Origin of the sequence: Blautia sp. OF03-13 (assembly GCF_003460685.1) — a bacterium.
GTDB lineage: Bacteria > Bacillota > Clostridia > Lachnospirales > Lachnospiraceae > Fusicatenibacter > Fusicatenibacter saccharivorans.
Map to the genome: position 1 here is coordinate 32,240 of NZ_QTVR01000017.1, position 13,469 is coordinate 45,708.

Here is a 13,469-nt window from a genome sequence, read left to right on the forward strand (position 1 = left end):
CACCAGCGTTTCCATCCGCGGCATTCTCTCCTGTACTTCATATATTGTTATCTTACTCATCTTCCTTCCACAGCTTTCCTTCTTTATAATGTTTCCTGCAAAGCGCCACATAACTCTCGTTCGATCCAAGGAAAATCTGCGCGCCTTCCCGAACGATTTTTCCGTCTGCGTATCTCGTATTGCACTGCGCCCGTCTTCCGCACCAGCAGACCGTTGGGACTTCCTCGATGATGTCAGCGATTTCCATCAATCTTCTCGAACCCGGAAACAGATGTGTCTGGAAGTCCGCACGCAGACCGTAGCAGAGAACCGGAATCCCATAAAAATCCACGATGTCCGAAAGCGTATCAACTTCCTCCGGAGAAAGAAACTGCGCCTCGTCGATCAGAACCGCATCCACTTTCTTTCCGTGATACCGGTATTCCCCGCTGTCTGTACTCCAGGTCTCTGAAATTTCTTTTAAAAATTCATCCACATATTCCGCCGGTGCCTCCAGCCCGATGCGGGACTTGATTTCATGTTCTCCGTCGCGGTTGTCCGTCCGCGGCTTCAACAGGACAGCATACTGCCCGCGCTCCTCATAATTATAGCGAACCATCAAAATATTAGCAGATTTCGAACTGCCCATCGCGCCGTAGCGGAAATATAATTTTGCCATTGTTTTTCGTCCTTTTGTCTTTTCTTATTCTTTCAGTTCTTTCCGTAAAAACGGCTCCTCATCAAGCTCTGCGTTTTCAAAGCTGTGATAAAATTTATCTGCATTTGGATTTGTCGCCCGAATCAGATAATATTGGTTAATCCCATGTTTCCTGCAGTCTTTTTCCATCTCCTGAAACAGCCCCTGCGCAACGCCTTTATGTCTGGCTTCCGGCAGCACATAAACCCAATCCACATACGCCATCCGATAACCGTCCTGCATACATCCGTAAAAATGATACTCAATTCGCCCAAGAACCTGATCATTCTCCATAGCAAGAATGGATGTTGTATTCTGATAGAAGGGATCTTTTACTCTTCTTCGCAGCCCTTCCCGATCCACCGCTTCCACATGCATCATCTCCGGCTCTGCCCCCATTTCTTTTCTATAACAGAAAACTACCGACAAACCTGCTTTTATCGATAGTTTCTTCAATTTTTATTATAACCGATCCCGCTCTGTTTTCCAATTAAAAAGGCAGAAGAAATGAAACCTTTTATCCCGTTTCCATTTCCTCTGCCTTTCTTACATTTCTTTCCTCTTCTGATTCCTCTTCTTCCGCAGGTTCTCTTTCTTCTGCCGGATTTCCCCCGCCTCCTGTTCGCTGCTGATGCGGATGGTTTTCACGACGAAGAGTTTTCCTTCATCCGAATGTTTCATGCGGGCTTTGCCTTTCAAATATCCGTGCTCCGGGCACCAGGCTACGCAGTAGTAGTTTTTCCCGCCGGCCGAAAACCAGCGTAAGCGTTTTCTTGCCGTTTTCCCGCAGATGCAGCAGTGCGTGCTGCAGACCTCGCGGTCGTGCATGGCTTCTTCTTTTGTGTCGAATTCGCGGGAGATGAATTTCGTGTAGCCATTATAGACGGCGTGGATCTCCTCTTTTTTCGATTTCGGGTTCTGATATACGTCGATCGAGTCGTACGCCAGCACAACATCCATATCGATGCGCGCAAAAATGTCGGCCGTATATTTTGCATCCGAAAGCGCCTGATGAAAATGCTCGTCCTTCGGGAGATGGAGGAAGTCGGCGGCGTACTCGAGCGCCCGGCGGCTCTTCATCGTTTCGTACTGGATCGCGAACAGTTTCTGTACATCGTAAAAATGAATCGGCCCGCGGATCAGCGACAGGAGGTTATAAAATTTCATGTTCCGCTGGAGCTCCGTCAGGTCTCCCGGTCCCCAGGTGCCGAACATGCACGCACCGCCGGAGAATGCAAAAAATTCCTGCACGGCCTGCGCAAATGGGATTCCGTTCTGCAGATCCTCTTCTGTCAGTCCGACGACCTCGCGCGTCCGGTGATGGAGATGCTGGTAGACCACCGGTTTTACAATCCGGTGAAACGTTCCCAGCACATTCCGCTCACCATCCATCTTCACCGCGCCGATCTCAATAATCTCAAATGGCAGCTTCGGGTTCTCTTTTCCTTTTCCATAGGGACACTGGTTCCATTCCAGGTCAAAAATCACATAGTCCATTGTATTGTCAATCCTTCATTCTGTGTCGTCTGTCCCTATTATAAATGATTTTGATATAATGAGCAACTATCTGGCAATTCCATTCTCCGCCCATTCTGGCAATTTTCTTCTTATGCATTACATTTCCCATTCATTTCATCCCGTTCTCTTTCAAACTTAACGCTTCTTTTATTGAAATCCCAGGGTAAATCCGATATAATATTTTTAACTCCGGCCTTCGTTTTTACTCAAAAAAATCACCTGAAAAAGCCGGAAATATTACGAATTTAGATGAGCATCCGATATGAAAACAAAATTAACGCAAAAACAGATTCGATTTCAGGCGCTTCTGCTGTTTTTTATTACATTTTTTCTTGTCGAGCTCTGCGCCGTTTTTCTGTATCAGAATCAGTTAAAGGAAGCAAAGCTGAAAGCTGACTATACCGCACAGACGACCATCGGCCGCGTGAAATCGCAGTTAAACCATTATCTTGCCGAATCCAATCTGATGAAACACATGATTGAAGCCGGTTATACCGTCAATGACGAAGAGTTTTCCGTCCTCTCCTCGCTGATGCAGGACGACCAGAATGTCATCAAAGCACATGAGCTTGCAAAGGACGGCATTGTCACACTGATTTATCCGATGAGCGGAAACGAAGCCGCACTCGGACTTAACATGCTCGAGCATCCTGCCCGGAAACAGGAGGCACGCCTTGCCAAAGAGAGCGGCGAATACACGATTGCAGGACCGTTTGAGCTGCAGCAGGGCGACATCGGAGCACTGCTCTTTGACCCGATTTATACCACCGATGCCAACGGTGACCAGACCTTCTGGGGCTTTTCGATTCTCGTTCTCGACTGGGAATCGTTTCTGAACGAAATTGAACTGGATACACTGGAAGAAGCCGGCTACACCTACGAACTCTGGAAAATTTCTCCGGCCACCGGCGAACACGTTTCCATCGCACACTCCGGCAATTCCCGGCGTTCCGATGCCATCGAAGTTCTCTGCACCGTGCCGAACGACACCTGGCATTTTGAAATTGTACCGAAAAACGGCTGGCTCAGTCCGCTGCAGGTTTTTGTTTCCTTTGCACTCGGACTCATCCTTTCCCTGCTTGCCTCTATTGGTTTTCTGCAGTTCCAGATGCGCCGCTATAAAGACGAGATTCACGCAGCAGAACTGGAAAAAGCCGTACAGGAAGCACAGTCTGCCAACGAAGCAAAAACACGTTTTCTGTTCAACATGAGCCACGACATCCGAACCCCGATGAATGCCATCATCGGTTTCTCGGATCTGCTGGAAAAGCACATCGACGAGAAGGACCGCGCGGTCGACTACATTGCAAAAATCAAGTCCTCCAGCAGTTTTCTGCTCTCCCTGATCAACTACGTGCTTGAGATGGCGCGCATTGAGAGCGGTAAGGCCTCGCTGAAAATCGAGCTCGGCAGCTACAGCGAGCTGATCAATTCCCTGAATGCAGTGTTTGAGCCTTCGTTAAAAAGCAAAAATCTTTCCTATCTCTGTTACAACACGGTGGAACACGATGCCATCCTCTGCGACCGGACAAAAATACGGGAGATTCTGCTGAATATCATCAGCAACTCCATCAAGTATACGCCGGAGGGCGGAAAAATTTCCGTAAAAATCGAAGAGACACCGGCACCAAGGAAGGGCTTTGCCTCCTACCGCATCACCGTGAAGGACAACGGCATCGGCATGAGCAAAGAGTATCTGCCGCATATTTTTGAAGAATTTACAAGAGAACATTCCTCCACCGAAAGCCACATCACCGGAACCGGCCTCGGCCTTCCGATCGTCAAATCCCTCGTGAATCTGATGGGCGGAACGATCGATGTGGAAAGCGAACTCGGTGCCGGAACAATAACTACGGTCTGCCTCACGTTTGGACTTCCGACCGAAGAACAGCTTGCGGCTCACCAGCATAAAGACGAGATTCTCGAGCAGTCCCTGCAGACGCTTTCCGAAAAACGCGTGCTGCTTGCCGAGGATAATGACCTGAATGCAGAAATTGTACTCACCGTTCTGGAAGAAAACGGCATTCACGCCGAGCACGTAAAAGACGGCGCCCTCTGCTTAAAAGCAGTCCAGAACGCACCAGAAGATTATTACAATGTTATTCTGATGGATATTCAGATGCCGAACATGAACGGCTATCAGGCCGCAGAAGCGATCCGTGCACTCCCGGGAAAACGCGGGGAAATCCCGATTGTCGCCATGACGGCAAACGCGTTTGAAGAGGACCGCCGAAAAGCACTGGAATCCGGCATGAACGCCCATATCGCGAAACCCGTTGACGTTTCGGTTCTTCTCGAAACACTTTCCAGGTTTTCATGACCTTTACAGATCCCGATGCACCGCGCTTCTTCTATGGAATTTTAACTTCCATCGACGATCAGAAACCCAAAAACAAATAATATGCATGAAAAAAGGAGCGTTTCCGTAAAGAGAACAGCTCCTTTTTTCATGCGCCGCAGCGGACGCTTTTATTTCTCGTTTTTCAGCAGCTCCAGGTTTTTGGAGATCAGCTCGCATCTCTGTTTTACGCAGTCCGGGGATCTGTGCGGATCCTGCGGTGTGTTGAACAGATAGTCCTCGAGTTTGTCGATTGTGGTAGTTGCTACATGCATTCTTGTATCGCAGGATGCATAGTAGATGTAAACCTCTCCGTTCTCACGCGCAATCGCGCCGTTTGTAAATACAACGTTGGAAACGTCTCCGACTCTCTCTTTTCCAAGCGGAACCAGGAATACACCGGACGGCTCTGCAATGACTTTGGACGGATCGTTCAGATCGGTACCGAAGACATACAGAACGTAGCGAAGGCCTGCTGCTGTATTTCTTACACCGTGTGCAATGTTGATCCAGCATTTCTTACCTCGGATCGGCACTGCTCCAGCACCGTTTTTGGACTCGGTCAGGGTATGATAAATACGTTTGCTGATGATCTTCTCCTCGTCGATGACAGCGTGTGTGATATCATCGCAGAGTCCGAAGCCGATTCCTCCGCCGCTTCCGGTCTCAATGAAACCATCCATCGGACGGGTGTAGAAGGCATATTTTCCGTCTACGAACTCCGGATGCAGAACAACGTTTCTCTGCTGCGGAGAACGTAAGGTTTTCAGGTTGTCCAGACGCTCCCAGGTCTTCAGGTCTTTCGTTCTTACGATACCAGCCTCAGCAACAGCCGCGGACAGATCCGGATCGTTTTTGTCCTTGCTCTCAGAGCAGAACACTCCGTAAATCCAGCCGTCCTCGTGCTGGGTCAGACGCATGTCATAAACGTTGGTTTCCTCTGCGCAGGTATCCGGCAGCACAACCGGGTAATCCCAGAAATGGAATCCGTCGATACCAGTATCACTCTCTGCAACAGCAAAGAAAGATTTTCTGTCATTGCCCTCCACGCGGACAACGAGATAATACTTTCCATTCAGATAAATCGCGCCGGAGTTCATCACAGCGTTGATGCCGAGACGCTCCATAAAGTACGGATTCGTCTCCTCATCCAGATCATATCTCCAGTGAACCGGAGCGAACTCTCTTGTCAGCACCGGATACTCATAGCGGTCATAAATACCGTTGTAAAAATCTGCTTTTGTGTTCTTTCTTGCCACAAGGCGGTCTACCTTGGCTTTTTCCACATAATACTGTTTATTCAGCATCTTTTAACCTCCCAATTACTTCCATACACATACGTCCATTGTGATACGGGCATTTCCACGGTTCTACAATCGGCTCATGAATCGGGCTTCCGTCTGCATTCACGCACCAGAACCACTCAGACCCCTCTCGTTTGTCGATCACATATTCCTTGATGTAGCCCCAGATGTCTTTTGCCGCATCGAGATACTTTGTTTCCTCCGGTTTTTTCTGCCATGCATTTAAAAATCCAACGACTGCTTCTGCCTGTACCCACCAGACTCTTGTGGTATCATCCACACCGCGCTCGCACTCATTCATCAGCGAATGATTTTTGTATGCCGTGTTGTAGATATTTTCCGCAATCTCTCCGGTGATCGGCAGCAGTTTTTCCCGGTAAGCCGGATCGCCGAGCACTTCTGTACCCCGGTCGATCAGCCAGGAAGTCTCGATATCATGGCCATAAGAATACAGATCAATCAGCGTATTCCATGTCCGGTCGAAGAATACTTCCTGACGGCCTTTTTCTTTGTTATATACTTTATCCGCGAAGAGATCCATCATAAAGCGGAGACGGTCACCGGTAAACGGATCCTTTGTCACGCGGTACAGCTCGGTATATGCTTCGAAAACATGCAGCAGCGTATTCATGGTCTTCTCTGCCATGACGCCGTTCTCCGAGAGCTTTTCATTGCTCTCCGGCTTGAAATCGCGGGTAAATGCCTCGAGATAACCGTACTCGTCGGTGCAGTGTGTCTCGATGATCTGCTGCAGCGATTTTGCCAGCTCCAGCGCCTCGGTGTCGCCCGTCGCATCAAAATACGTAGACAGCGCATAAATTGCAAATGCCTGATTGTACGTATGCTTTGTCGTATCGAGCGGTTTTCCGTCGTAGGTGACAGACCAGAACACGCCACCGTACTCGCGGTCCACACACGCCTGTTTCATAAAGCGGTACGCATGCTCCGCATCGGCGCGCAGCTTCTCGTCCTTTAAGGTCAGGTACGCATTCGAGAAAAACCAGAGAATTCTGCTGTTTAAGATGCAGCCCTTCTCATACGTTTTCTGCACGTTCAGATCAAAGTCCTGATAGCCGTAAAATCCGCCGTATTCCTCATCTCTTAAGCCCTCCCAGAACGGAACGATCCGTCCAGTAAGCTCCTGCTTTACTTCCTTTGCCAAAGACTGCATCTTTTCTTTCCTTCTTTCTTATCTTCTTCCAATTTCGGTGTCAGACTCGCGTACGACACTGTTTTTCTTGATATAATCTACAATCAGATCTACGGTTGTGAATGCCAGTCCTACATACGTATCGGCTGCGCCGTAGTAGATCGCGATCTTTCCGGTCTCTGCATCGTGAATGGTTGCGCACGGGAAGGTTACGTTCGGAACGAAGCCTCTCTCCTCATACCACTCTTCCGGTGTCAGAAGGAAGTTCTGGCAGCGGTATTTTACGATGGACGGATTCTCTTTGTCGAGGATTGCGCCGCCGATGCTGTATACATAGCCATTGCAGGTGCCGCTTACACCGTGGTAGAACAGCAGCCATCCTTCGTTGGTCTCAATCGGAGCTGCGCCGCCGCCGATCTTTAAGGACTCCCACCACTCCGGGCTCTTGCTCATGACGTGGCGGTGTTTGCCCCAGTACAGCATATCCGGGCTCTCGGACAGGAAGATGTCACCGAACGGTGTGTGGCCGCTGTCGCTTGGACGGGACAGCATCACGAAGTTGCCGTTGATTTTTCTCGGGAAGAGAACGGCATTTCTGTTGAATGGAAGGAATGGATTCTCCACACGTACGAAGGTTTCAAAATCTTTTGTTTTTGCCATTCCGATGGCTGCACCGTAGAAGTCCTGGCACCAGATGATGTAGTAGGTATCTTCTACTTTTACAAGACGCGGGTCATATGCGTAAACCGGCATGAACGGTTTGCCTTCTTCGTCAACGAACTGGATTTTGTTCTCATCGAAATTCCAGTGGATCGCATCTTTGCTTCTTCCAAGGTAGATGTACGGGATTCCGTTTGTCTGCTCACCACGGAATACTCCGATGAACTCGTCGCCGTACGGCATAACGGCGCTGTTGAAGATTCTTGCTACTTCCTTCACCGGATTTCTTCCGATGATCGGATTCTCGCTGTATCTCCATACCGGTGCACCGGAAAACTCAGCCGGGCCTTCCTGCCATGGCATATTTTTGACAGCATCTCCAATAATTTTAACTTCGCTCATTTTTTGAAACCTCCATGAAAAATATTGTTTGTTTATGAGTTGTACTTTGTTTTTTTAAGTTTCTGTTAGTGGACAGAATCTTGTTTTTTCATTCTTTTTTCTCCGAACCGCCGTGTTTTATCACCCTCACGCCCAGTCCTTTAGCTTAATTTTAACATAGATGATTAATTTTTCAACTGGAAATTACTTAAAAAATAAGTTCCGTTAGATACTGTCAATTTTTAAGTGACTTTGTTGTGTAATATGTACAAAAACGGGGCATTTCAAAATGCCCCGTTTCTTAATTTATAATTCAGTTATAAAAATCAAAGCTTTACGCTCTCTTTCGGCACCAGCTGTCCGGAGACAATTTCCATATTTTTGCCGGATGCCGCGCCGCGGATCTGCTTCAGCGCTTTTTCGAGCGCTACTTTTACCATCGCCTTCGTATTGATCTCATACGAAGTGATCTTGAGATCCGGGAAACCCGGATACAGGTAATTATCGAAGCCGACAACGGAAACGTCCTCCGGCACGGAGATGCCGCGTTTTTCCAGCTCGAGCATCAGAAGGCCGGCGGTCAGGTCGCAGTTGCAGACGAACGCTTCCGGCATCTGTTCCGGGAGATGAATTTCGATCTGGCCCCGCTCATCACGGTCCTCCAGAATCCATTCCGCCGGTGTCACATCGCGGTGTTCCAGAACAGCCTTAGAAAAACCGCAGTACCGATCCATGATACTGCTGGAAAAATGAATCGAACCGACAAAAGCCAGCTTGGTAAGGCCATGCTCATACAGGTATTCCGTCATCAGATACATTCCGTGAAAGTTATCTGCGATCACGGCATCTTTTGCCAGCTCATTGTCGTAGAAATCCAGAAATACGATCGGAAGATCCACGTTTTTCTTCAGATAGTGGATGTAATCGCGGCTCGTGTCTCCCATAAGGATCAGTGCATCGACGGTCTGCTCCTTGGCGATGCACGGCACGATCATCTCATCTTCCATCTCCTGTTTCAGGATCTCCACGGTCACCATACAGCTCTTTTCCGTCGCCGCCAGTGCCATCTCCTGATACATTTTCCAGTAAAATGTCGTATACTCTGCCAGATACCGTTCCGGAATCACCACTCCGATGCAGCGCAGGCTTTTTCCCTGTGTATTTCTCGCTCCGCTTCCCGGCTGGCGGTACCCCATTTCCTTTGCAATTTCCAGAATCCGGGCGCGCATCTCATCGCTGACCCCTTTCTGTCCTGTAATCGCGTTATGCACGGTGACGGCGCTGACGCCCGCCACCTTTGCAATATCTGCCAATCTTACTTTTGCCATATCCGTTGCTCCTTAGTCTACTGCAACAAAGTGATACAGTCTGCTGACGAAATCACCCCAGAAATCTTTCATCCGGAAACCGGCATTCATCAGCATCTCGCCGCTGTAAACCTCATCGGTTCCCTCCAGACGATATTTTTTCGCCGGATCAAAGCCGCGCAGGCGAACCTTGCGGGACGGCATATTTGCCTGTGCCAGCACCTGTACGTAGGTCACAAGCACTTCGCTTTTATCCTCCGATGCTACTGCCCAGCAGTCGGATCTGTGGTTTTCACGGCTGGAAAGAATACGGTAATACTCTCCCTCGCGGATCAGTTCATGATATTTGTGATACATTGCGGTCTGCTCCGGAATCAGCTTTCTCTCTTCTTCCGGCAGTTTTGTGATATCAAGCTCATAGCCGAACGTTCCGGCCAGTGCCACATGGCCTCTCGTTGTAAACGGAGTTACACGGCCAACCGTGTGGTTCGGGCATACGCTGACGTGTGCACCCATTGAGCAGAGCGGGTAAATGAGGGCTGTTCCCTCCTGGATTTCCAGACGCTCAATCGCATCGGTGTCGTCGGAGCACCAGATCTGCGGACTGTAGTAAAGCATTCCAGGATCGAAACGTGCACCGCCGCCGGAGCAGTTCTCCAGAAGCAGATCCGGGAACTCCTGTATCAGACGCTCCTGCATCGCATACATACCGAGCACGTAGCGGTGGAACAGCTCCTGCTGGGAATCTTTGTCCAGGTAGGTGCTTCCCAGGTCGCTTAACTGACGGTTCATATCCCATTTCACGTATTTGATGTTTGCACTGCGCAGGATTTTTGCCACACATTCATACGCATAATCCTGCACTTCCGGGCGGGAGAGATCCAGCACGTACTGGCAGCGGATCTCAGTCGCTTCTCTTCCCGGAATCTGAATCGCCCATTCCGGGTGCTCTCTGTAGAGATCAGAGTCCGGGGAGATCATCTCCGGCTCGAACCAGATACCGAATTCAAGACCGATTTCATTCACTTTGTCAACCAGATTTTTCAGGCCGCCTTTGATCTTCTCTTCGTTGACAACCCAGTCACCGAGGGAAGAATCGTCTTTATTTCGTTTTCCGAACCAGCCGTCATCCATAACAAGCATCTCGATGCCGTCTTTTTTTGCCTCTCTTGCGATATCGAGGAGTTTATCGGTATCAAAATCAAAGTAAGTTGCTTCCCAGTTGTTAATCAGAATCGGGCGTTTTTTGTGGTTGTACGGGCTGCGGATCATATGTCTGCGATAAAATGCATGGTAGGAACGCGTCATTTTGCCAAGTCCCTCGGCAGAGTAGACCATAACAACCTCCGGCGCCTGGAATTCATCGCCGGCTTTTAAATTCCAGCAGAACTCCTCCTGGTTGATACCCATGACCATACGAACGGTATCAAACTGGCATCTTTCCACCTGTCCGATAAAGTTGCCGGAATATACGAAGTGCATTGCGTAAACCTCGCCGCGCTCCTGATCCGTTCCCGGTGTCACCAGGGCCACAAACGGGTGCTCCTGATGGCTGGACTCTCCTTTTCCGGAGGAAACGAGCTGTTTTCCGTAACGGAGCGCACCCTGCTGGATGTGGCGTTCTCTTCCCCAGGATCCATGAAGAGAAAGCATCTCAAAGTCTTCGTTGTCCATATCGAGGCAGGCACTGTAGATTTTCTCTACCTTCAGCGCTTCACTGCCTTCATTTTTCACGCGGACACTTCGGGTGATAACGTTTTCTTTTGTAAAAACAGAGTAGGAAAGGACAACAACAAGATCAAGAACAGGATCTTTGCAGGTGATTTCCAGAGTTTCTACTTCGTCCTCGGTTCCAAAAGAAGCTGGAAGACCGGTCAGCGGGCGTTTTCCTTTGAAAATTTCATAGGAATCAAAGAAAATCTCACATCCCATACGGCCCTGTGCATTTCTTATATTCAGACAGCTCTCACGGTAATCGCCGACTCCTCCGGTCGGGTATTCCATTGGAAAACGGTCGAGGAACGAAGATTTCTCTCTCTTATTGACGGACGGGGTGAACGGCGGCTCATCCATGCGGAGCGGATACAGATCCGGCTCTCCGTGCAGAAGGGGTCCATAGTAAACATGTCCGACGTAGCCTTCCGGGCTCAGGCCGATCACATACGTCGTATTCTCTGTATTTAACTGAAAAAGCTTTTTCTCATCATAATATAAAATCGCCATTTTCTTCTCCTTATTTCAGGTAAGCTTGATCCGCCGGGCCGATTTTTGTACAAAAAGACCTCACCCGCCGGGCTGAGGCCTTTTTTTTGTTTCTATATCACACAGCGTTTAAGCAGTTACCATTGCATTTTTTAATTTTTCCAGTTTCTCGGCTGCATCTTCAAGGGATGTGCCTTTTACGCCGAAATAGAATTTGATCTTCGGCTCAGTACCGGATGGGCGCACACAGCACCATGCGTTGTTTTCCAGCTCATAGTAAAGAACGTTGGAGGACGGAAGTCCGGTCGCGCTCTTCTCTCCGCTTACGAGATCCTGGCGTACATCTGCTTTGTAATCGCGTACGGCAAGAACCTGGAAACCGCCCAGCTCTTTTGGCGGGTTCTCACGGAAGTTGGTCATCATGGTCTGGATCTCTTTTGCACCGTCGATACCTTTTAAGGTCATCGTTGCAAGACCCTCTTTGTAGTAGCCGTACTCCTCGTACATATCCACCATGGCATCCCACAGTGTTTTGCCCTGCTGTTTGTAGTATGCAGCAACCTCGCAGAGCATCATAACTGCCACGCAGGCATCTTTATCTCTTGCATATGTTCCGGCCAGGCAGCCATAGCTCTCTTCCAGACCAAATACATAATTGTGTGCACCGCTCTGCTCAAAAAATTTGATCTGCTCGCCGATGTATTTGAATCCGGTCAGAACCTCGATCAGTGCCACGTTATAAGCTTTTGCGATTGCTTTTGCCATATCGGTCGTAACAATCGTCTCAACGAGTGCCGGGTTCTCCGGCATGGTTCCGTTCTTGGTGCGCTCACGCAGAATATACTCTGCGATCAGCATACCGGACATGTTTCCGGTGAAGCTTACGTACTCGCCGGTCTTGCTGTCTTTTGCATAAACGCCGAGACGATCTGCATCAGGGTCGGTTGCAAGGATGATGTCAGCGTCTACTTCTTTTGCCAGTTTCAGCGCCAGTGTCCATGCTTTCTCGTCTTCCGGGTTCGGGTAAGCCACCGTCGGGAAGTTTCCGTCCGGCACTTTCTGCTCTTTTACAACGTAAACCTGATTAAAGCCAAGCTCGCGCAGAACGCGGCGTACCGGCACATTTCCGGTTCCGTGAAGCGGTGTGTAGACGATCTTCATATCTTTTGCCGCATCTTTGATGATTTCCGGATGAATGCTCTGCTCTTTTAATTTTGCAACGTAACGGTCATCAAAATCGGTTCCGATGACCTGGAACAGGCCTTCTGCTCTTGCATCATCTTCTTCCATCGTTTTAACGGCAGAAAACTCGGTTACTTTTGCTACCTCTGCGAGAATGTTTTTGTCGTGCGGCGGTGTAATCTGTGCGCCGTCCTCCCAGTATACTTTGTATCCGTTGTACTCTCTCGGGTTGTGGCTTGCGGTAATGACGATACCGGAAATACAGCCGAATTCACGGACAGCAAAAGAAAGCTCCGGTGTCGGACGCAGGGACTCGAACAGATACGTTTTGATTCCGTTTGCATTCAGGCAGAGTGCTGCTTCGCGTGCGAATTCCGGAGACATTCTTCTGGAATCGTGTGCGATGGCTACGCCTTTTTCCTGTCCGTTCTGGGAAATAATGTAGTTGGCAAGGCCCTGGGTTGCCTGGCGTACGGTGTAGATGTTCATGCGGTTGGTACCCGCTCCGATGACACCGCGGAGTCCGCCGGTACCGAACTCAAGCTGACGGTAGAAACGGTCTTCGATTTCTGCCTCATTTCCTTCGAGTGCTTTCAGCTCTTCTCTGGATGCCTCATCAAAATATGGATCATTGCACCATTTTTCATATACTTCTCTGTAACTCATGTTTGTTATCCTCCCTGTCTGTTGTACTTTATTTAACTTAAGACAGCAGACTTTTTCTGGATTTAAGCTCGTTTCATCACAGCTT

At 49.1% G+C, this 13,469-nt stretch carries 10 protein-coding genes; 1 reads left to right on the forward strand and 9 read right to left on the reverse strand.

Annotation, left to right across the window (positions count from 1 at the left end):
• Window positions 1–52: 52 nt before the first annotated feature.
• From DXA55_RS12725 to DXA55_RS12735, 3 genes are all read right to left on the reverse strand, one after another.
• A complete protein-coding gene (locus DXA55_RS12725; protein WP_117802704.1) occupies window positions 53–658 on the reverse strand; it encodes a thymidine kinase in 606 nt (201 codons plus the stop codon).
• Window positions 659–682: 24 nt separating this feature from the next.
• The gene (locus tag DXA55_RS12730) at window positions 683–1,057 is read right to left on the reverse strand and encodes a GNAT family N-acetyltransferase (protein ID WP_242998531.1); all 375 of its coding nucleotides are present in this window, start codon (window positions 1,055–1,057) and stop codon (window positions 683–685) included.
• Between the two features lie 165 nt (window positions 1,058–1,222).
• The gene (locus tag DXA55_RS12735; RefSeq protein WP_117761367.1) at window positions 1,223–2,173 is read right to left on the reverse strand and encodes a 3'-5' exonuclease; all 951 of its coding nucleotides are present in this window, start codon (window positions 2,171–2,173) and stop codon (window positions 1,223–1,225) included.
• A 283-nt stretch (window positions 2,174–2,456) separates the two neighbouring features.
• Between DXA55_RS12735 and DXA55_RS12740 the strand changes: the two genes are divergently transcribed.
• Window positions 2,457–4,514: an ATP-binding protein gene (locus DXA55_RS12740; protein ID WP_117761368.1), complete on the forward strand. Its 2,058-nt coding sequence runs from the start codon at window positions 2,457–2,459 to the stop codon at window positions 4,512–4,514.
• A gap of 149 nt (window positions 4,515–4,663) precedes the next feature.
• Here DXA55_RS12740 and DXA55_RS12745 read toward each other — a convergent pair whose 3' ends face one another.
• The 6 genes from DXA55_RS12745 to DXA55_RS12770 form a co-directional block, all read right to left on the reverse strand.
• Window positions 4,664–5,839, reverse strand: coding sequence for a glycoside hydrolase family 130 protein (locus DXA55_RS12745; RefSeq protein WP_022461807.1), 1,176 nt, complete (start codon window positions 5,837–5,839; stop codon window positions 4,664–4,666).
• On the reverse strand, window positions 5,829–7,007 hold the full coding sequence (locus DXA55_RS12750; protein WP_055221154.1) for an AGE family epimerase/isomerase: 1,179 nt from the start codon (window positions 7,005–7,007) through the stop codon (window positions 5,829–5,831). Before DXA55_RS12750 ends, DXA55_RS12745 begins: the two co-directional genes overlap by 11 nt.
• A gap of 18 nt (window positions 7,008–7,025) precedes the next feature.
• Window positions 7,026–8,048, reverse strand: a complete 1,023-nt coding sequence (locus tag DXA55_RS12755; RefSeq protein WP_117510535.1) for a glycoside hydrolase family 130 protein — start codon at window positions 8,046–8,048, stop codon at window positions 7,026–7,028.
• A gap of 305 nt (window positions 8,049–8,353) precedes the next feature.
• The gene (locus tag DXA55_RS12760; RefSeq protein WP_055266843.1) at window positions 8,354–9,355 is read right to left on the reverse strand and encodes a substrate-binding domain-containing protein; all 1,002 of its coding nucleotides are present in this window, start codon (window positions 9,353–9,355) and stop codon (window positions 8,354–8,356) included.
• Between the two features lie 12 nt (window positions 9,356–9,367).
• On the reverse strand, window positions 9,368–11,557 hold the full coding sequence (locus DXA55_RS12765; protein WP_117761369.1) for an alpha-galactosidase: 2,190 nt from the start codon (window positions 11,555–11,557) through the stop codon (window positions 9,368–9,370).
• Between the two features lie 108 nt (window positions 11,558–11,665).
• Window positions 11,666–13,384, reverse strand: a complete 1,719-nt coding sequence (locus DXA55_RS12770) for a phospho-sugar mutase (protein WP_055225852.1) — start codon at window positions 13,382–13,384, stop codon at window positions 11,666–11,668.
• Window positions 13,385–13,469: the final 85 nt, after the last annotated feature.

Bases quoted from the DNA above. Each gene is read 5' to 3' on its own strand.
- DXA55_RS12735 (WP_117761367.1), bottom strand. From the start codon at position 2,173: ATGGACTATGTGATTTTTGACCTGGAATGGAACCAGTGTCCCTATGGA.
- DXA55_RS12725 (WP_117802704.1), bottom strand. From the start codon at position 658: ATGGCAAAATTATATTTCCGCTACGGCGCGATGGGCAGTTCGAAATCT.
- DXA55_RS12755 (WP_117510535.1), bottom strand. From the start codon at position 8,048: ATGAGCGAAGTTAAAATTATTGGAGATGCTGTCAAAAATATGCCATGG.
- DXA55_RS12750 (WP_055221154.1), bottom strand. From the start codon at position 7,007: ATGCAGTCTTTGGCAAAGGAAGTAAAGCAGGAGCTTACTGGACGGATC.
- DXA55_RS12765 (WP_117761369.1), bottom strand. From the start codon at position 11,557: ATGGCGATTTTATATTATGATGAGAAAAAGCTTTTTCAGTTAAATACA.
- DXA55_RS12770 (WP_055225852.1), bottom strand. From the start codon at position 13,384: ATGAGTTACAGAGAAGTATATGAAAAATGGTGCAATGATCCATATTTT.
- DXA55_RS12760 (WP_055266843.1), bottom strand. From the start codon at position 9,355: ATGGCAAAAGTAAGATTGGCAGATATTGCAAAGGTGGCGGGCGTCAGC.
- DXA55_RS12740 (WP_117761368.1), top strand. From the start codon at position 2,457: ATGAAAACAAAATTAACGCAAAAACAGATTCGATTTCAGGCGCTTCTG.
- DXA55_RS12730 (WP_242998531.1), bottom strand. From the start codon at position 1,057: ATGATGCATGTGGAAGCGGTGGATCGGGAAGGGCTGCGAAGAAGAGTA.
- DXA55_RS12745 (WP_022461807.1), bottom strand. From the start codon at position 5,839: ATGCTGAATAAACAGTATTATGTGGAAAAAGCCAAGGTAGACCGCCTT.